The following is a 17,737-nucleotide window of genomic DNA, read 5'->3' on the forward strand; positions in this document are numbered from 1 at the left end:
TATAGGTTTTTAACGAATAATTTCTGAAAACCACTTGTCTAATTCGCTCACATTTAATCCTTAATGTTATGATGAAAAAGATTTTTATCCTCGTTTTTTTTAGTTCGTTTTTAATTTCCTGCAAATGCGCAAAAACGAATGCGATTTCTAAGCTTGATGGAACTTGGGAATTGAATTATATTTCCGAGCCTTCAACTACTTTTGATGCTTTATACCCAAATAAAAAGCCAACCATAAATTTTGATACCAAAGCAAGTCAGGTTTCTGGTAACGCAAGCTGTAATACATACTCAGGGAAATTGGCTGTTGACGGCAATAAAATTAATTTTACTCAACCAATGGCAGTAACCAAAATGATGTGTTTGGATGGATTGCAAGGTGAACAAACTTATTTGAGTACGCTTCAAAAAATAACTTCTTACGATATTACAGATGATGGTAAGACTTTAAACTTTATTTCTGGGGATATTGCCATGATGCGTTTTACTAAAAAATGATGTTATGAAAAGTGCAATACCAATTTTGCTGTTCTTGCTTAGTATTGTTAGTTTTTCGGTTTCTGGACAGGAAAAAACAAAAAAAGAACTTAAGCAAGAAAGAGAACTCAAGAAACAAAATGAAATCAAAGCGCTTATAGATAGTCAGGATTTTGTTTTTGAAGCTCAAAAAACAACGCCTCAAGGCGGTAGGTTAATTCAGCTGGACTATAATACTTATTTTTTAAAATTTAAAACCGATAACACAACCTGTGATCTTCCTTTTTTTGGACGTGGTTATAATGTTGGATACAGTACTGATGGCGGAATAAAGTTTGAGGGGAAGCCAGAGAATATTAGAGTAGAAAATAAAAAGAACAATACGATTCTAAAGGCAACGGTAAGAGGAGCCAATGATGTGTACGATTTAACGTTTTCTATCTTTTATAACGGAAGCACTACACTTTCTGTAAGCAGTAATAATAGAGGTCCAATTAGTTATGATGGAGTAATTTATGCTCCAAAAACAGCAGAGAAACAATAATGATTTAATTCAATACTAAACTTGTCGCAAATTCGTCTGAATATATGGTAAGAATCTTTTTTTGGTTATTAAAGTGGCAGTTTTCGGTTTTGTTTTTCTTTTTAGGTGTGTTCACGGTATCTGGTCAAGATTTGGAACCCAGAGTGTATGCTAATGTTCCTAAAAGCTTAAATGTAATTGCTGCAGGTTATGTTTTCATGAATGGAAATGTGCTTACAGATCCTTCTTTACCCATAAAAGATTTTACACTTCAAAGCCATAATATGGCTGTAAATTATATTAGAACTTTTGGGTTGGCAGATAAACTGGCTCGTATACAAGTAGCACTACCTTTTACTTTTATGGATGGATCTGCTGTAATTAGTGATCAGCTGATTACGGGCTCAAGAACTGGTTTTGCAGATATGAAAGTGCGTTTCGGAATTAATCTACTAGGTTCTCCTGCACTTGATAAATCTGAATTCAGAAGTTTTGAGCAAAAAACAATTCTTGGAGTCAGTTTAGTTACTTCAGTCCCGACAGGAAGATATTATGGCGATAAACAAGTAAATATTGGCACAAACCGCTGGGCTTTTAAACCCGAAATTGGGGTATCGAAACGATTTGCTCATGTTTATGCCGAGGCTTATGGCGGTGTATGGTTTTATACGGATAATAATGATTATCTAGGAAAAAAATTAGAGCAAAAACCAACCTATAGTCTTCAGGCGCACGCAAGCTATTATTTTAAAAACCAAATGTGGGTCGGCTTCAATACGACATGGTTTTTTGGAGGTCGAACAATTACTGACGGAGTTTCAGATGATAGTCAGATTGATAACTGGCGCGTAGGAGGAACTTTTTCCACTCCAATTGCAAAAGGGCAGTCTATTAGATTTCAATATCATATTGGAGCATATACGAATAATGGGCTAAATTATTATGCGCTTTCGGCAGTTTACCAATATTCTTTTTTTTAGAAAATGATTTGGGATTAACGCATTTAAAATCAGTATATTTGAGTATGCATATATTTTTAAAAACAAATTTAAAATTGAAACTATGAAAAAATTAAGTCTTATTCTTATTCTGGCGGCAGCCTCGTTTTCATCTTATGCGCAGTCTTCTTACAAAGAAGATTTAGAAGTAGTACAAAGTGTTTATGGAAAATCTAAAGCCGACCTGGTAAAACAGTACATGAATTTATCTGATGCGCAAGCGGCAGCCTTTACTAAAGTGTACGATGATTATGAAACATCTCGAAAAGCTTTAGGGCAGACAAAGTTTCAATTGCTAAATGATTATGCAGCTAATTATGAAACTTTAACTGATGCAAAAGCGGATGAATTGGCAAAAGCTACTTTAAAAAATCATGTTGATTATGAGAAACTTTACTCTAAAACTTATAATCAGGCAAAAAAAGCAATTGGTTCTATAAATGCGGCGAAGTTTATTCAGCTTGAGGTTTATCTTCAAACGATAATCAGAAGTGAAATTCTGGAAGCTATTCCATTTATTGGCGAAATGGATAAAAATAAGACTAAAATGATGTAAAATATTCGTCTATAAAAAAAACGGGAATCAATTTGATTCCCGTTTTTTTTTATTTTTCAGTTTTAACTTTGTAAATCTCATTTACCATTCCGTCGCGGAAACTATCCAAAGTAAGTTCCCAAAACATAATTCCGCCTAATTTTTTTGCTTTTGCGTATTCCGCTTTTGCTTTGATCGATTTTAAATCGTCTGATGTTGCAAAAGTTTTCGTTGAAGCGTTGTACCAATATGGTGCTTGAGCTTTTTCATCATAAAAATATTTCCAGCCGTTTGCTTCTGTATATGTTGTAGCGTAGTTTTTAAAGTCAACACCTTGAAAATGTTCCCCAGCTTGATACAATCCGTTATTGATGTTTTCTACGTTTTTCCATTGTCTAGTGTAGAATGCACCTCCAATAACTAATTTTTCAGCAGGAACACCTGCTTTTAATAAAAACTCAACAGCTCTATCGGTAGATTCTTCTTTCGGATTTGTGCTGTATAATGGCGTATGATGACCAGTAACTTTTGAATATCCGTTCACTAAATCATAACTCATAATATTAATACGATTTACAAATGGAGCAACAGCTTTCCAGTCTATAGACTCATCTAGACATTTTTGGAAACCTCCTGCGGCAAAGCTCAATTCATATTTTTTACCTAAAGTTGAACGTAATATTTTAATCAATTCTGTAAAATTAGGTTTATCAGCAGGTTGGTACAAATGCCCAGGAAGACCTTCAATTGATGGGTATTCCCAATCTAAATCTAAACCATCAACTTTAAAATAGTCGCTTACTTCTTTTACAGATTTTGCAAATTTTAAACGGCCTTCTGCAGTAGAAAAAGCTTCAGAACAAGGTTCGCAGCCTCCCCAGCCACCAAGAGATACAATAATTTTAAGCTGTGGATTTTTTGCTTTAAGCGAAACTAAATGTTTAATTGTAAGAGAATCTTTGGCAGAATCAACACTTAATTTACCATCTTTTAAATGGCAAAAACTGAAAATAATCTGGTTTAATTTTTCAACTTCATATTTATCAATAAGTTGAGAATCGCCAGTGTAATAGGCAATAATATCCATTTTTTTGTTCTTCTGTGCGAAAGTAGCGGTGAAGCAAAAGCACAATAAAAATGATGCAATTAGGTTAATTTGTTTCATTATTTTGTTTTTTATAGTTTTTAGAACGTTAAATATACTGTAATACATTTGATGTTTAACCATTCTGTTAGAGCCTAGAAGCTAATTTTAACAAATATTTTGCAAATAACTGCAAAAATATTGCGTCGCATAAGAAATATCTTTCGTTGTAAATATCAAAAAAATAAACCCGCACAGTTTCGGACTTGTGCGGGTTTATAACAAATTAAAAGCTAAAAACTATTTTGAAATTAGAAGCAGTAAGTATCTTCTGCGACTAATTTTGCTGCAATTTTTTCTCTAAGTGCCACAACATTTGGCAGGTTAGTATATTTAGTGAAACGTTTAAGTCCCATTAACATCATACGTTGTTCGTCACCTTCAGCGAAAGAAGCGATTCCTTCTTTTCCTCTTAAGTTTACAATATCTACAGCTTTGTATAAGTATAATTTTGCCATAGCAATTTGCTCCTGAACTTTATCTTCGCCTTGAGCTTTTGCTAATTTTTCAGTTCTCAAAATAGTACTTTCAGCCATGTAGATTTCGATTAAGATATCAGAAGCTGCCATCAATAATTGTTGGTGAGCATCTAATTCAGGACCATATTTTTGAACAGCGCTACCAGCAACCATTAAGAAAACTTTTTTCAAGTTTGCTACGATTACTTTTTCTTCTGCGAATAATTCAGAGAAATCTGGAGTATCAAAAGATGGAATTCCCATTAATTCTTCTTGAACTTTCATTGCTGGTCCAAGTAAATCAACGTGTCCTTTCATTGCTTTTTTGATCAACATACCTACAGAAAGCATTCTATTGATTTCATTTGTTCCTTCGTAGATTCTAGCGATACGAGCATCTCTCCAAGCACTTTCCATTGGAGTATCTTCAGAGAATCCCATTCCACCAAAAATCTGAATTCCTTCGTCAGAACAAGATTGAACGTCTTCAGAAACGGCTACTTTCAAGATAGAACACTCGATAGCATATTCTTCAACACCTTTCAATTCAGCTTCTTGATGAGAAGTTCCTTCTGCTTCACGAGCAGCGATTCTATCTTCGATATCTTTTGCAGCACGGTAAGAAGCACTTTCTCCTGCGTAAGCGTTAGTTGCCATTTCAGCTAATTTAGAACGGATAGCTCCAAAAGATGAAATAGAAGTATTGAACTGAATTCTTTCGTTAGCATATTTTACGGCTCCAGAAGTAACTCTTCTTTGAGCATCTAAACAAGCAGCAGCTAATTTAATACGACCAACATTTAAAGCGTTCATTGCAATTTTGAAACCGTTTCCTCTTTCAGATAACATGTTTTCAACCGGAACTTTTGTTTCGTTGAAGAAAACCTGACGAGTAGAAGAAGCACGGATTCCTAATTTATGCTCTTCTTCATTCATAGAAATTCCGTTTGACGGATCGTTTTCTACGATGAAACCTGTAATATTTTTATCATCTCCAATACGAGCAAAAACAATGAAAACCGAACAGAAACCTGCATTCGAAATCCACATTTTTTGACCTGTGATAGAGTAGTATTTTCCATCTTCAGATAAAACAGCTTTTGTTTTTCCTGAGTTAGCGTCAGATCCTGCGCCTGGTTCAGTTAAGCAATAAGCTCCAAACCATTCTCCAGAAGCCAATTTCGGAACGTATTTTTTCTTTTGTTCTTCAGTACCGTAAAGTGTAATTGGCATAGTTCCAATCCCGGTGTGAGCACCAAAAGCAGTTGAGAAAGAACCTGTGGCTCCAGAAATGTAGTCACAAACTAACATTGTAGAAACAAATCCCATTCCTAATCCGCCATATTCTTCTGGAACTGCAACTCCAAGAAGTCCAAGTTCACCAGCTTTACGCATAGATGATTCTGTATAAGCATAATCTTTTTTCTCAAAACGATCTTTATGCGCCCATAATTCTTTGTCAACGAACTCTTTTACAGAGTCACGCATCATTAACTGCTCTTCTGAGAAATCTTCTGGTGTGAAGATATCCTCGCATTTTGTTTCTTTAACTAGGAATTGACCTCCTCTTGTTTTGTCGCTCATGACTTTTTGTTTTTTAGATTGATAGGATGAAAAAGAGGCAAGAAGCAAGAAGAAAGATTTTAACCTAACTTATTGATGAAGCCTGTAGTCATCTTTTGAAATTCAATTATTTTGTTTTCTAATTTTTCTGTTTTTTCTTTTGTTAAATAGTCGTTTTGACAAGCTATTAACAGTTGTGTTTGTAATTCAAATGACGAGCCTAAACTAATATTCAGATAATGCTGAAAATGTTTGTTTCCTCTATTCGATCCTTCGGCAATATTCGAAGGCATTGATACAGAACATCTGTTCATCTGATTTGCTAAACTATATGTTTCTAATTTTGGAAAAGTGGCAGTTAGTTTATAGATATCATTAGTAATTTCCATAGCTAAAATCCAAATTTTCAAATTCTTAAAATTGTGTCTCATGTTTTTTTGAGGCAAGATAAGAAGAAAAATTAAAAGTAAGTTTTTTACTACTTTCTTAAAATACGCTTTTAGAAAATCTACATTCCAAATTTAAGTCTTGTTTCTTGCTTCTTTCCTCTCAAAAAAAAAATTACAACACTTCGTAAACTCCAGCGCTTCCTTGCCCAGTCCCCACACACATCGAAACGATTCCATATTTGTTACCTCTACGTTTCATCTCGTCGAATAACTGAACAGAAAGTTTAGCTCCAGTACATCCTAGAGGGTGACCTAAAGCAATTGCTCCACCGTTTACGTTTATGATTTCTGGGTTAATATTTAATTCGCGAGTAACTGCTAAAGCTTGAGAAGCAAAAGCCTCGTTTAATTCAATTAGCTCGATATCGTTTAATGTTAATCCCGCTTGTTTTAATGCTTTCGGAATAGCTTTTACAGGACCAATACCCATAATTCTTGGTTCAACACCAGAAGAAGCAAAATTTACCAAACGTGCAATTGGCTCAAGGTTTAATTCTTTTACCATTTCTTCGCTCATGATTAAAACGAATGCAGCACCGTCGCTCATTTGCGAAGAGTTACCAGCCGTTACACTTCCGTCAGCAGCAAAAACGGGTTTTAAACCTGCTAAAGCTTCTTTAGAAGTTCCTGCTCTTGGTCCTTCGTCTTTATTTACAACGTATGATTTTGTTTCTTTTTTACCATTTTCATTGATGAAAGTCTGTTCAACAGTAATTGGAACGATTTGTTTATCGAATTTTCCTTCTGCTTGCGCTTTCAAAGCTTTCATGTGAGAGTTGTAAGCAAACTCATCCTGATCTTCTCTTGAGATTTTGTATTGGTTAGCCACCGCTTCAGCAGTTAAACCCATTCCCCAATAGTAATCTTCGTGACCTGCAGCGGCAACTTTATAATCTGGAGTTGGTTTGTAACCTCCCATCGGAATATAACTCATACTTTCTGCACCACCCGCAATGATACAATCTGCCATTCCTGATTGGATTTTAGCCGTCGCCATTCCGATAGTTTCTAATCCAGATGCGCAGTAACGGTTTACTGTAACACCAGGAACGTCTTCCACTTTTAATCCCATCAAAGAAATCAAACGTCCAACGTTAAGACCTTGTTCTGCTTCTGGCATGGCATTTCCTACCATAACGTCGTCGATACGTTTTTTATCAAAATTAGGCAACTCATCCATCATAAACTGAATGGTTTCTGCAGCTAATTCATCAGGTCTTTTAAATCTAAAAACACCTTTTGGAGCTTTTCCAACTGCTGTTCTATATGCTTTTACTATATATGCTGTTTTCATTTGTTTTTGTTTTTTTAAGATTTATAGAAGCAAGAGCCAAGAGAAAAGACAAAACTTTGTTTTGAAATCTTGCTTCTTGCATCTTTCTTCTACTTTTCTAGTTACGAAGCGGTTTTCCTTTAGTCAACATGTATTGAATTCTCTCTAAAGTCTTACGCTCTGTACATAAACTCAAGAAAGCTTCACGTTCGATATCTAATAAATATTGTTCAGATACTAAAGTAGCTTCAGATAAATCACCACCAGCCATTACATAAGCCAGTTTGTTAGCGATTTTCTTGTCGTGCTCAGAAATGTATTTTCCAGCCTGCATTTGGTCAGTTCCAACTAAGAACATACCCAAAGCTTGTTTTCCTAGAACTTTAATATCATTTCTTCTGATTGGCTGAGTATAACCTGCTTCTGCCATTAACAATGCATGTTTTTTAGCTTCAGCAATCTGACGATCTTTGTTTACTACAATAATGTCTTTTCCATGTTGAAGAAGTCCAGTGTCAAAAGCTTCATAACCAGAAGTTGAAACTTTAGCCATTGCGATTGTCAAGAAATACTCTTGAAGAACATTCAATTCCACGTCGTTTTTGCGGAATAAATCTGAAGCTCTTAAAGTCATTTCTTTAGAACCACCACCACCAGGGATAACTCCAACACCAAATTCAACTAATCCCATATAGGTTTCTGCAGCCGCAACTACTTTATCAGCATGTAAGCTCATTTCGCAACCACCACCAAAAGTCATTCCGTGAGGCGCAACAACAACTGGAATTGAAGAGTAACGAACACGCATCATGGTGTCTTGGAACAATTTAATTGCCATGTTCAATTCGTCATATTCTTGCTCAACTGCCATCATGAAAATCATTCCAATATTAGCTCCAACAGAGAAATTCGCTGCTTGGTTACCAATAACTAAACCTTGATATTCTTTTTCAGATAAGTCGATTGCTTTGTTGATAGCCTGAAGTACATCGCCACCAATTGTATTCATTTTAGATTGGAATTCTAAGTTCAAAATTCCGTCTCCTAAATCCTGAATAATTGCTCCACTGTTGCTCCAAACTTTTTTGCTTTCGCGGATGTTGTTCAGAATAATGAATGAATCTTGTCCAGGAACTTTTACTTGTGATTTTGTCGGAATGTTATAGAAATAAGTCGCTCCTTCTTTTACAGTATAAAAACTTTCGCTTCCAGAAGCCAACATTTCAGTAACCCATGCAGCAGGCTCTAAACCTTCAGCTTTCATGATTTCAATTCCTTTGGCAACACCAATGGCATCCCAGATTTCGAATGGACCATTTTCCCATCCAAAACCAGCTTTCATGGCATCGTCAATTTTATATAATTCGTCTGAGATTTCAGGAACTCTGTTTGACACGTAAGCAAACATTCCAGCGAAACTCTTACGGTAGAATTCTCCCGCTTTGTCTGTTCCTTTAACTAAAACTTTAAAACGATTGATTGGTTTATCGATAGTTTTTGTTAGTTCAAGAGTAGCAAAATTTGCTTTTTTCGCAGCGCGGTATTCTAGTGTATTTAAGTCTAAAGAAAGAATATCTTTATCTACTTTTTTGTAGAAACCTTGTCCAGTTTTGCTTCCTAACCAATTATTTTCCATCATTTTGTTAATGAAATCAGGAAGTTTGAACAATTCGTGTTGTTCGTCATTTGGGCAGTTTTCGTAAATACCATTAGCAACGTGTACCAAAGTATCTAAACCAACAACGTCAACCGTACGGAAAGTAGCCGATTTTGGACGGCCAATTACTGGTCCAGTCAATTTATCAACTTCTTCAATAGTTAATCCCATTTCTTTGACTAAATGGAATAAACTCTGGATTCCGTAAATACCAATTCTATTTCCAATAAACGCCGGAGTATCTTTAGCAACAACCGAAGTTTTTCCTAAGAATTTAGATCCATATTCGTTTAAGAAATCCAATACTTCAGTAGAAGTTTTTGGACCAGGAATAATTTCAAATAATTTTAAGTAACGCGCAGGGTTAAAAAAGTGAGTTCCGCAGAAGTGTTGTTGGAAATCTACGCTTCTTCCCTCACTCATAAAGTGAATTGGAATACCAGAAGTGTTTGAAGTAACTAAAGTTCCCGGTTTACGGAATTTCTCGATTTGTTCAAAAACTAATTTCTTAATGTCTAAACGTTCAACAACAACCTCGATAATCCAATCAACATTAGCAATTTTTGCCATATCATCTGTTGTATTTCCAGTCGTAATTCTATTTGCGAATTTCTGACTGTAAATAGGAGATGGTTTCGATTTTAATGAATTCGCCAAATGTTCGTTTACCACACGGTTGCGAACGGCTTTACTTTCAAGTGTTAATCCTTTTTTAGCTTCAGCTTCGGTCAGTTCACGCGGTACAATGTCCAGAAGTAAAACTTCGACACCAATGTTAGCAAAATGACAAGCTATACCTGAACCCATAATTCCGGATCCAATTACAGCAACTTTTTTAATTGTGCGTTTCATATTGTTATTATTTGTTTGTAGGAGGAAAAGAATATTATTCTTTTTCTGTGTTTTCTGTTTGATTAAATATGTTTTTATCGTGAATCAGTTCGTTGATGATTTCAGAAACTTCGATAAAATGATTCAGTTTTTCTTCCGAAACATGTTTTCTAACGGTTTCATTAAACTTTAGAACTGTATTTTTAGATAAATCTCTTTTTTCTTTTCCAAACTCGGTTAGATAGATCAAAACACCTCTTCCGTCGCTTGGGTTCTTTTTGCGAACAATTAAACCTTTTTCTTCCATAGATTTCAAGGTTCTTGTTAAGCTGGTGGCTTCCATTCCCATTCTTGGGCCAAGAGCCGTTGATGGAGTTCCTTCTTCCTTGTCCATACTTAAAAGAGCAAACCCTGTCGCCATTGTTGCATCGTATTTTGCAGCCTCTTCATTATACATTCTTGAAACAGCTTGCCATGTCGCTCTTAAAATATAATCTATCGTTTTGTCTTTCATAGGTAACTATATCGATTTCAAATATAATTAAAAAATACTATGCATGCATATAATTTTTTAATAATTTTTTGGTTAGTTGTAAAATATCCCTGATTTAGAGGGTTTTGGTTGTTTATTTTAAGTGTAATATACTATTCTTTTTTTAGATTTTAACATTTTTGATGCTGTAAAAATCCTTTTTTAGTTTTTAAAACGCATTTATTTCTGTATTCTGTAAAAAATCATGCATTTATTTCAGTTGGTTTTTCAGAATCGTAACGCGAAATCGCTTCTTGAAGGGTCTTTTTCATACGATTTCTCAGACCTTCTGGCTTTAAAATCTCCAAACAGCTTCCAAAACCTAATAAAAGTCTTTCCATTTCGTAATTTGGGATTACATATATGTGTATAATGACGCTTCCGTCTTCGTTTTGTTTAATTAGCCGCTGAGAAGTATGCAGAGGTTTTGTAAGTACATAAGGCGCATTTGAAGCATCAATCCATAATTCAATTCGTCTAGCATTTAATCCCGAATTTACTGTAACACCAATTACATCTTTATAAAAATTATCAGCATCAAAATCTTCTTCTAGATAAGGATGGTTAAAATCGTAATCGATAGAAATGATTCTGTCCAAAGCCAAATTGGTAATCGGCTGTGAGGCTTTTTTCTTTCCAATCAAAAACCAGCGGTTATTAAATTCCTTTAATATAAAAGGATGAAAATGGAATTTCGTTTCTTCGGCAGATTTAAAAGATTTATACGTAATAATCAGAACCATTTTCTTGATAATAGCCTGATATATTTCGTCCAGATAATGCAATCCTTTTAGCTTCTCATTTTTATCCAGATAAATAACGGGTTTAGTGTGCGATTTTTCGGAGTAGATTTTATCTTCCAATCGCTGTAGAATATCTGATACATCATTAAATAAAGAGAAATCCTTAAACTGCTTCAGCATAGAAACCGTTTCGGTTAAAACATTCATATCGGTTTCCGTCAGCGGAATATCGGTTATCGAAAAATCTTCGTCTTCATATTTATAATACTTTTTATCATAAACCACGATTGGCGCATTATAACCCAATTTTTCACTTCGCATCAATTGAATATCCATTTGAATGGTTCGTTTACTAATTGGGTTTTGGCGTCCTTCATATTCAAATAAAGCCTCTGAACATTCTTCGATTAAATCTTCGAGTGTCCATTGCCTGTATTTATTCTGAAGGCATTTATCGATGGTTTTGTATCGAATTAAGGCGTTTTTGTTTTGTGACATTGCTTTGTGTGTTTTTTGCTCGCAAAGTCGCGAAGGCGCAAAGTTTTTATTTTTAAGCCACAGATTGTATGGATTAAAAGGATTAAAAAAAATCTCTTAAATCTGCTCAATCTGCGAGAGAAAAAACTTTGCGACTCTGCGTCTTTGCGAGATTCAATTTTTAGCTTAATAACTTTATTTCTTTCTCAATATTAGCGCGAGCTTTTTCTTCGTATAAATTCCGAAACTCATTGGTTTGAAAAACAAACTCATTCTCCGAAAAATGCTTCAACGCTTTTGCACGCCCGGGTTTGTATAGAAAATCAGGATAAATGCGGTATTCTTTTCTAATTTGTTCAAAATAGATTTTATAATCTTCCCAATCTTTGGCTAGAATTTTCAAATCAAAATCGATTAACCAGTTTATATCTTCAATCGCATTTTGCTGATGTTGCTGTGTTGCGCAGATCGCGTCAAAAACTAATTGTCTATTTAGATTGACATTTTCAGGTAAAATAGCCAACGCAAACTCAGCACTTTTGAGTTCGTTATCTTTTTTAGAAGCCGAATACACAAAATCATGATAAAAAATCGAAAATAATATTTCGTTTGGATTTTGAAGTTTATCACGGTACGTTTCGAAACAGGCAATCATTTCTTTTAAATGCGTGAGATTGTGATAATGCCTTGATTTTTTGGAATATGCCTTTTCTAAATCTAACCAGTTTTGCTGAATTTCATTTGCTGAAAAGCCAATATTCGAAAGTAATTCAGAATAGATTTTCTCTAAATTCATGTTGTTTTTTACTCAAATTTAAAATTCTTTTTTTACTGCGCAAAATAATTGCGTAGTAGTTTTGAAATCTTTGCTCAAGAAATAAAACAATAACCATTGTCTAATTTTAAAAACCAGAAATTATGAAATTCAATTTTTTAGCAAAAGAGAAAAACAATATAGTTAATCACGAAAATGCTCCGGCTTTTTCTTTAACATCAGAATACGAATTATACGCAGCAGTTGTAACAACAAGCTTAAGTGCTTCATTTTATGAAAAAGATACAACTCGTTTAGAGCGAATCAAAAACTTGATTAAAAAATGTAATCCAGTATTTGTTGCAAAATTGGCAGTTTATACACGTAATGAAATGCATATGCGTTCTGTGCCATTGGTTTTGATTGTAGAATTGGCTAAAATTTATTCTGGCGATTCATTAATCAGTAAAATGATAATTAATGTTATACAACGTGCAGACGAGATAACAGAATTGTTAGCGTATTACCAAATGGCAAACGAACGTAATGGCGTTAAGAAATTAAACCGTTTATCAAAACAAATCCAAAAAGGTTTAGCGGTTTCATTCAATAAATTTGACGAATACCAATTCGCAAAATACAATCGCGATGGTGTGGTTAAATTAAAAGATGCTTTGTTTTTGGTTCACCCAAAAGCAAAAGATGAAGCACAGCAGGCAATCTTTGATAAATTGGTAAATAACACTTTGCAAACGCCATATACTTGGGAAACTGAGTTGTCGCAATTAGGTCAAATAAAGTTTTATAACGAATTTGAAAAACAAAAAGCATTTACTCAAAAATGGGAAGAATTGATTGATAGCGGTAAAGTAGGTTACATGGCTTTGTTGCGTAACTTACGAAACATCTTAGAAGCGAATGTTTCTGGTTTTCATATCCAAAAAGTATGCGATTATCTTTCTAACGAAAAAGCAGTCGCAAACTCAAAACAATTGCCATTCCGATTTTTAGCCGCTTATCGTGAAGTGAAAGATTTGAATTTCAAATACACTTCAATGGTTTTAGATGCCTTAGAAGATGCTGTTATGGCGAGTTCACAAAACATGAAAGGTTTTGATGTAAATACATCAGTTGTAATTGCTTGCGACGTTTCGGGTTCGATGCAGCAGCCAATTTCACCAAAAAGTAAAGTATTGCTTTATGATATCGGTTTGATGTTGGGTATGTTAATGCAAAGTCGTTGTAAAAATGTGGTAAGCGGTATGTTTGGTGATCGTTGGAAAATAATCAATATGCCAAAACGAAGTATATTGGCCAACGTCAACGAATATTACAAACGCGAAGGTGAAGTAGGTTACGCTACAAACGGTCATTTGGTTTTGGAAGATTTAATCGCCCGAAAAGAAATTGTAGATAAAGTAATGTTGTTTACAGATGTTCAAATGTGGAATAATGCTTACACAAAAGATTCATTTGCAAACTCCTGGAACCGATACAAAAGTATCGCACCAAATGCAAAATTGTATTTATTTGATTTGGCTGGTTACGGTCAGTCACCAATAAACATCGAAAAAAACGATGTATATTTAATAGCCGGTTGGTCAGATAAAGTGTTTGATGTTTTGAATGCTTTAGACGATAAAAGCAGCGCTTTGAATTACATTAATCGAATAGAATTGTAAACTTTTAATCTACTGCGCAAAATAACTGCGCAGTATGATTTGAATATTTGTAAAAGAAATAAGTTCATTGAAAATAGAATAAAAAACAAGTGTCGTAGATAAGTGTTACTTCGCATTGATAACGCCCGGGACGTGGGTTCGAATCCCACCAATTCTGTTTAATGACAGAAATGTAGCTCAGTGGTTAGAGCAGGATATGTCACTTATCGTTTGTTGCCTTGTTTTAAAAATAAAAAAGAATGTCGTAAATAAGAGTTACTTCGTCTCAAATTTGGGGAGGAATAGCGAAGTTGTAAAATCAGCAAGGTTATCCAGTTCGACTCTGGCAAGACAAGCCCCGTTTCTCTTATTGCTTTTTACTTCTTTTTAAAACTGAAAAATGTCGTGTATGAGAGCTACTTCGTTTAGGTTGAATATTAACTCTTATAAATTATTACTTTTTCAAAAAATAAGATGCCGTCTATAAAGCGCTACTTCGCGGCATGATAATATTAGGTTCGAATCCTAAAAGTCGCTTATAGAATATTGCTCTTAAAAAAAGAGTGTCGTCAGGAAATGGTTACTTCGTTCCAAGAAAATTAGACCATTCCTAAGTGTTACCTCTTTTAAAAATTAAAAAATGAATGTTGAAAACATCAATTAAATAAAATTAAAGACACAGTTTGTCATTTCGAGGAACGAGACTCGAGCGATAGCGAACAGGCGAAGCAAATCTCCACGAGAAGCTAGACAAAGATTGGTGATTTTGATTGCGGAGTTACTTGCGAAGATTTCTCGTTCCTCGAAATGACAAACTTTGTGTTTAATGCTTAAAGAAAAACCTTAGCGACTCTGCGACTTTGCGAGAACTATCTCTTCGCTGAGAAAAAAAGAAAAAAACTACGCAGCAGTATAAAACCTTTGCATCTATGAACCTCAGTCCCGATAGCTATCGGGATTGTCCCTTAAAAAAGAAAAAATGAAAACACAAATAAACGGTACAGATATATTAGAATTAGGATTCCCAGAAGGAAAAATAATTGGGATTGCCTTAAAAATAAACAGCAAACGAAACGGATTCACAAGAGACGAAATGATTACCAATTTCAAAAACGTCTTAGAAACTCCGGAGAATTATATTGACGATAAAATCTTCAGCAGACTGGCTGTGGCTTTAATCGAAAAATCGAATGAAAAACCAGAAGATTTCATTGCTTTAAATCAGAATCCGAATGCATATTCGGCTTACGGATTGGATCATATCGAAGACGGAGCCAGAAAACAAATGGAAGTTGCCATGAAACTGCCTGTTACGGTTGCCGGAGCTTTAATGCCAGACGCGCACCAAGGTTACGGATTACCGATTGGCGGAGTTTTAGCCACAAAAAATGCCATTATTCCTTATGGTGTTGGGGTTGATATTGGATGTAGAATGGCATTGTCGGTTTATGATATTCCTGCAGCTTTTTACTTTGAAAACGAAGCTAAATTCAAAAAAGAATTAATGGCGAATTCTATTTTTGGAGCAGGTCACGGATTTCACGGTCAGTACAAATCAGATCATGCGGTTTTGGAGAACGAGACTTTCAATATGAATCCGTTTGTGAAGAACTTGAAAGATAAAGCTTGGTCGCAATTAGGATCTTCAGGTGGTGGAAATCACTTTGTGGAATTCGGAATCATGGAATTTGCTAAAGACGATGCGGTTTTGAATATCACAAAAGGAAAATACGTCGCTTTGTTAACACATTCGGGTTCACGCGGAATGGGAGCAACGATTGCAGGACATTATACTAAAATCGCCAAAGACGAATGTAAACTTCCAGAAGTAGCCAAAAACTTGGCGTATTTAGATATGAACTCGCAATTAGGACAAGAATATTGGCTGGCGATGAATTTGGCGGGAGATTACGCTTCGGCTTGTCACGAGATAATCCATAACAAAATGGAACGTGCCTTGGGTGCGACGATTTTAGCCAAAGTCGAAAACCACCATAATTTCGCCTGGAAAGAAATCTGGAACGGAGAAGAAGTAATCGTACATAGAAAAGGAGCAACCCCAGCCGGAAAAGGCGTTATGGGAATCATTCCGGGAAGTATGACCGCACCAGGATTTTTGATGAGAGGAAAAGGTGAGGAGAATGCCATTAATTCGGCTTCGCATGGAGCAGGAAGACAAATGAGCAGAACCCAAGCCATAAAAAACATCACACAAACCGAAATGAAATCGATCCTGAAAGATCATGGCGTTACGCTTATCGGAGCAGGTCTAGACGAAGCCCCAATGGCGTATAAAGATATCAATCAGGTGATGGAAGCGCAGAAAGAATTAGTGGATGTTGTAGCGAAGTTTACACCGAAATTGGTGAGAATGGCAGATGATGGAAGCAGGGAGGACTAGTGGTCAGTGGTCAGTTTTTTAGTGTTCAGTCTCGGTCACAGTTTTCAGTGTAGAGGCGCACTGCAGTGCGTCTAACGCCCAGTTTGTCATCCTGAGGAACGAAGGATCACACTAGAAACTCTACAAAGATTGGCGATTCTCTTTGAGGAATATTGGATGTGATCCTTCGTTCCTCAGGATGACAAACGGTGTGGTTAAAGATTTTTCACGCTCCCGATAGCTATCGGGATTGCGAGATTAAAAACAAAAACTTAGCGTCCTAGTGCCTTAGTGGCAAAAAATAAAAAATAATTTAAGGCAACAGAGAGAAAAAAACCTTAGCACCTTAGCCTCTTAGAACCTTAGCAACTTTAAAAAAAATGAATTACATAGACATAGGAATCAACCTAACCAACAAACAATTCCAAAACGACATAGACGATGTCGTACAAGACGCGCTCGATGCCGATGTATCGCAAATGATACTCACAGGCACCAGCGTACGAAATAGCGAAGAATCTGCGAAGATTGCGCGACAATACCCAAGCGTATTATATGCTACGGCGGGAATACATCCGCATGATGCGAAGAGTTTTGATGCGCAGAGTATTTCGAAACTCAGGAAATTATTAGAACTGAAACACGTAGTTTCTGTTGGGGAATGCGGACTCGATTTTGATCGTGATTTTTCGCCCCGAAACAAACAGGAAGAATGTTACAAAGCCCAGCTCGAATTGGCGATTGAAGTTCAGAAACCGTTGTTTTTGCACGAAAGAAGCGCTTTTAGTTCATTTATGAATATTACGAAAGACTATCTGCCGAAACTGCCAAAAGCCGTTGTACATTGTTTTACGGGAACGTTGCAGGAAGCCAAAACCTATCTCGATAACGGATTTTATTTGGGTTTTACGGGAGCGATTTCAGATGCCAAGCGTTTCAGCCATTTAAAAGAAGTCATTCAGTACGTACCGCTCGACCGAATGATGATTGAAACCGATGCGCCATTTATGCTTCCTAAAAATGTTCCGAACAGTCTCTTAAAGAAATACCACGAACGCCGTTGCGAACCTGCTTTTCTGCCATATGTTGCCGGAACAATTGCACAGTTTAAAGGAATTACTTTGGCTAAAGTAGCGGAGGAAACTACTAAGAATTCTAAAAGCTTTTTTGGGATTTAAGTCTTAATTATAAAGATTATTTGTTGGCTTTTAAATCAGGTGTTTGTACTTGTTTTGAAGGCTTTTTGATTGTATATATTTGAGGTAGAGAAATAATGAAAATAA

General features: G+C 35.5%; 15 protein-coding genes. 7 read left to right on the forward strand and 8 right to left on the reverse strand.

From position 1 onward, the window contains the following. The first annotated feature begins 68 nt into the window (after positions 1-68). The 4 genes from DM397_RS18950 (at position 69) to DM397_RS18965 (ending at position 2,553) form a co-directional block, all read left to right on the forward strand. Entirely contained in the window at positions 69-497 is a 429-nt protein-coding gene (locus DM397_RS18950) for an META domain-containing protein (RefSeq protein WP_111379029.1), read from the forward strand. 4 nt (positions 498-501) lie between these two features. Then, positions 502-1,020 (forward strand): DUF4251 domain-containing protein, encoded by a 519-nt coding sequence (locus tag DM397_RS18955; RefSeq protein ID WP_111379030.1) that lies wholly within the window; start codon positions 502-504, stop codon positions 1,018-1,020. 44 nt (positions 1,021-1,064) lie between these two features. Continuing rightward, positions 1,065-1,979, forward strand: coding sequence for a transporter (locus DM397_RS18960; RefSeq protein ID WP_111379031.1), 915 nt, complete (start codon positions 1,065-1,067; stop codon positions 1,977-1,979). Positions 1,980-2,061: 82 nt separating this feature from the next. Next, on the forward strand, positions 2,062-2,553 hold the full coding sequence (locus DM397_RS18965) for a hypothetical protein (protein ID WP_111379032.1): 492 nt from the start codon (positions 2,062-2,064) through the stop codon (positions 2,551-2,553). A 49-nt stretch (positions 2,554-2,602) separates the two neighbouring features. On the opposite strand, the gene DM397_RS18970 is transcribed toward DM397_RS18965, so the two are convergent. From DM397_RS18970 to DM397_RS19005, 8 genes are all read right to left on the reverse strand, one after another. Then, on the reverse strand, positions 2,603-3,697 hold the full coding sequence (locus DM397_RS18970; protein WP_111379217.1) for a glycoside hydrolase family 18 protein: 1,095 nt from the start codon (positions 3,695-3,697) through the stop codon (positions 2,603-2,605). Between the two features lie 230 nt (positions 3,698-3,927). After that, positions 3,928-5,718, reverse strand: coding sequence for an acyl-CoA dehydrogenase family protein (locus DM397_RS18975; RefSeq protein ID WP_111379033.1), 1,791 nt, complete (start codon positions 5,716-5,718; stop codon positions 3,928-3,930). 59 nt (positions 5,719-5,777) lie between these two features. Beyond that, positions 5,778-6,128 carry a four helix bundle protein gene (locus DM397_RS18980; RefSeq protein WP_111379034.1) on the reverse strand — a complete coding sequence of 117 codons (351 nt, stop codon included), beginning with the start codon at positions 6,126-6,128 and terminating at the stop codon, positions 5,778-5,780. Between the two features lie 130 nt (positions 6,129-6,258). Then, positions 6,259-7,440 (reverse strand): thiolase family protein, encoded by a 1,182-nt coding sequence (locus tag DM397_RS18985; RefSeq protein WP_111379035.1) that lies wholly within the window; start codon positions 7,438-7,440, stop codon positions 6,259-6,261. 97 nt (positions 7,441-7,537) lie between these two features. Continuing rightward, on the reverse strand, positions 7,538-9,928 hold the full coding sequence (locus DM397_RS18990; RefSeq protein WP_111379036.1) for a 3-hydroxyacyl-CoA dehydrogenase/enoyl-CoA hydratase family protein: 2,391 nt from the start codon (positions 9,926-9,928) through the stop codon (positions 7,538-7,540). Positions 9,929-9,962: 34 nt separating this feature from the next. Beyond that, positions 9,963-10,421 (reverse strand): MarR family winged helix-turn-helix transcriptional regulator, encoded by a 459-nt coding sequence (locus DM397_RS18995; protein ID WP_073416662.1) that lies wholly within the window; start codon positions 10,419-10,421, stop codon positions 9,963-9,965. A 221-nt stretch (positions 10,422-10,642) separates the two neighbouring features. Then, positions 10,643-11,680 carry a helix-turn-helix transcriptional regulator gene (locus tag DM397_RS19000; protein ID WP_111379037.1) on the reverse strand — a complete coding sequence of 346 codons (1,038 nt, stop codon included), beginning with the start codon at positions 11,678-11,680 and terminating at the stop codon, positions 10,643-10,645. A 160-nt stretch (positions 11,681-11,840) separates the two neighbouring features. Next, complete coding sequence (locus DM397_RS19005; protein WP_111379038.1) at positions 11,841-12,455, reverse strand: HD domain-containing protein; 615 nt, start codon at positions 12,453-12,455, stop codon at positions 11,841-11,843. Positions 12,456-12,577: 122 nt separating this feature from the next. Between DM397_RS19005 and DM397_RS19010 the strand changes: the two genes are divergently transcribed. From DM397_RS19010 to DM397_RS19020, 3 genes are all read left to right on the forward strand, one after another. Further along, the gene (locus DM397_RS19010) at positions 12,578-14,095 is read left to right on the forward strand and encodes a TROVE domain-containing protein (protein ID WP_111379039.1); all 1,518 of its coding nucleotides are present in this window, start codon (positions 12,578-12,580) and stop codon (positions 14,093-14,095) included. 958 nt (positions 14,096-15,053) lie between these two features. After that, on the forward strand, positions 15,054-16,475 hold the full coding sequence (locus DM397_RS19015; RefSeq protein ID WP_111379218.1) for an RtcB family protein: 1,422 nt from the start codon (positions 15,054-15,056) through the stop codon (positions 16,473-16,475). Positions 16,476-16,834: 359 nt separating this feature from the next. Continuing rightward, the gene (locus DM397_RS19020; protein ID WP_111379040.1) at positions 16,835-17,632 is read left to right on the forward strand and encodes a TatD family hydrolase; all 798 of its coding nucleotides are present in this window, start codon (positions 16,835-16,837) and stop codon (positions 17,630-17,632) included. The last annotated feature ends 105 nt before the right edge of the window (positions 17,633-17,737 follow it).

Source organism: Flavobacterium nitrogenifigens, assembly GCF_003254565.1.
In the GTDB taxonomy this organism is placed as follows: Bacteria; Bacteroidota; Bacteroidia; order Flavobacteriales; family Flavobacteriaceae; genus Flavobacterium; species Flavobacterium nitrogenifigens.

Bases quoted from the DNA above. Each gene is read 5' to 3' on its own strand.
- DM397_RS18975 (WP_111379033.1), bottom strand. From the start codon at position 5,718: ATGAGCGACAAAACAAGAGGAGGTCAATTCCTAGTTAAAGAAACAAAA.
- DM397_RS19010 (WP_111379039.1), top strand. From the start codon at position 12,578: ATGAAATTCAATTTTTTAGCAAAAGAGAAAAACAATATAGTTAATCAC.
- DM397_RS19015 (WP_111379218.1), top strand. From the start codon at position 15,054: ATGAAAACACAAATAAACGGTACAGATATATTAGAATTAGGATTCCCA.
- DM397_RS18995 (WP_073416662.1), bottom strand. From the start codon at position 10,421: ATGAAAGACAAAACGATAGATTATATTTTAAGAGCGACATGGCAAGCT.
- DM397_RS18985 (WP_111379035.1), bottom strand. From the start codon at position 7,440: ATGAAAACAGCATATATAGTAAAAGCATATAGAACAGCAGTTGGAAAA.
- DM397_RS19020 (WP_111379040.1), top strand. From the start codon at position 16,835: ATGAATTACATAGACATAGGAATCAACCTAACCAACAAACAATTCCAA.
- DM397_RS18960 (WP_111379031.1), top strand. From the start codon at position 1,065: ATGGTAAGAATCTTTTTTTGGTTATTAAAGTGGCAGTTTTCGGTTTTG.
- DM397_RS19005 (WP_111379038.1), bottom strand. From the start codon at position 12,455: ATGAATTTAGAGAAAATCTATTCTGAATTACTTTCGAATATTGGCTTT.
- DM397_RS18950 (WP_111379029.1), top strand. From the start codon at position 69: ATGATGAAAAAGATTTTTATCCTCGTTTTTTTTAGTTCGTTTTTAATT.
- DM397_RS18990 (WP_111379036.1), bottom strand. From the start codon at position 9,928: ATGAAACGCACAATTAAAAAAGTTGCTGTAATTGGATCCGGAATTATG.
- DM397_RS18955 (WP_111379030.1), top strand. From the start codon at position 502: ATGAAAAGTGCAATACCAATTTTGCTGTTCTTGCTTAGTATTGTTAGT.
- DM397_RS18970 (WP_111379217.1), bottom strand. From the start codon at position 3,697: ATGAAACAAATTAACCTAATTGCATCATTTTTATTGTGCTTTTGCTTC.
- DM397_RS18980 (WP_111379034.1), bottom strand. From the start codon at position 6,128: ATGAGACACAATTTTAAGAATTTGAAAATTTGGATTTTAGCTATGGAA.
- DM397_RS19000 (WP_111379037.1), bottom strand. From the start codon at position 11,680: ATGTCACAAAACAAAAACGCCTTAATTCGATACAAAACCATCGATAAA.
- DM397_RS18965 (WP_111379032.1), top strand. From the start codon at position 2,062: ATGAAAAAATTAAGTCTTATTCTTATTCTGGCGGCAGCCTCGTTTTCA.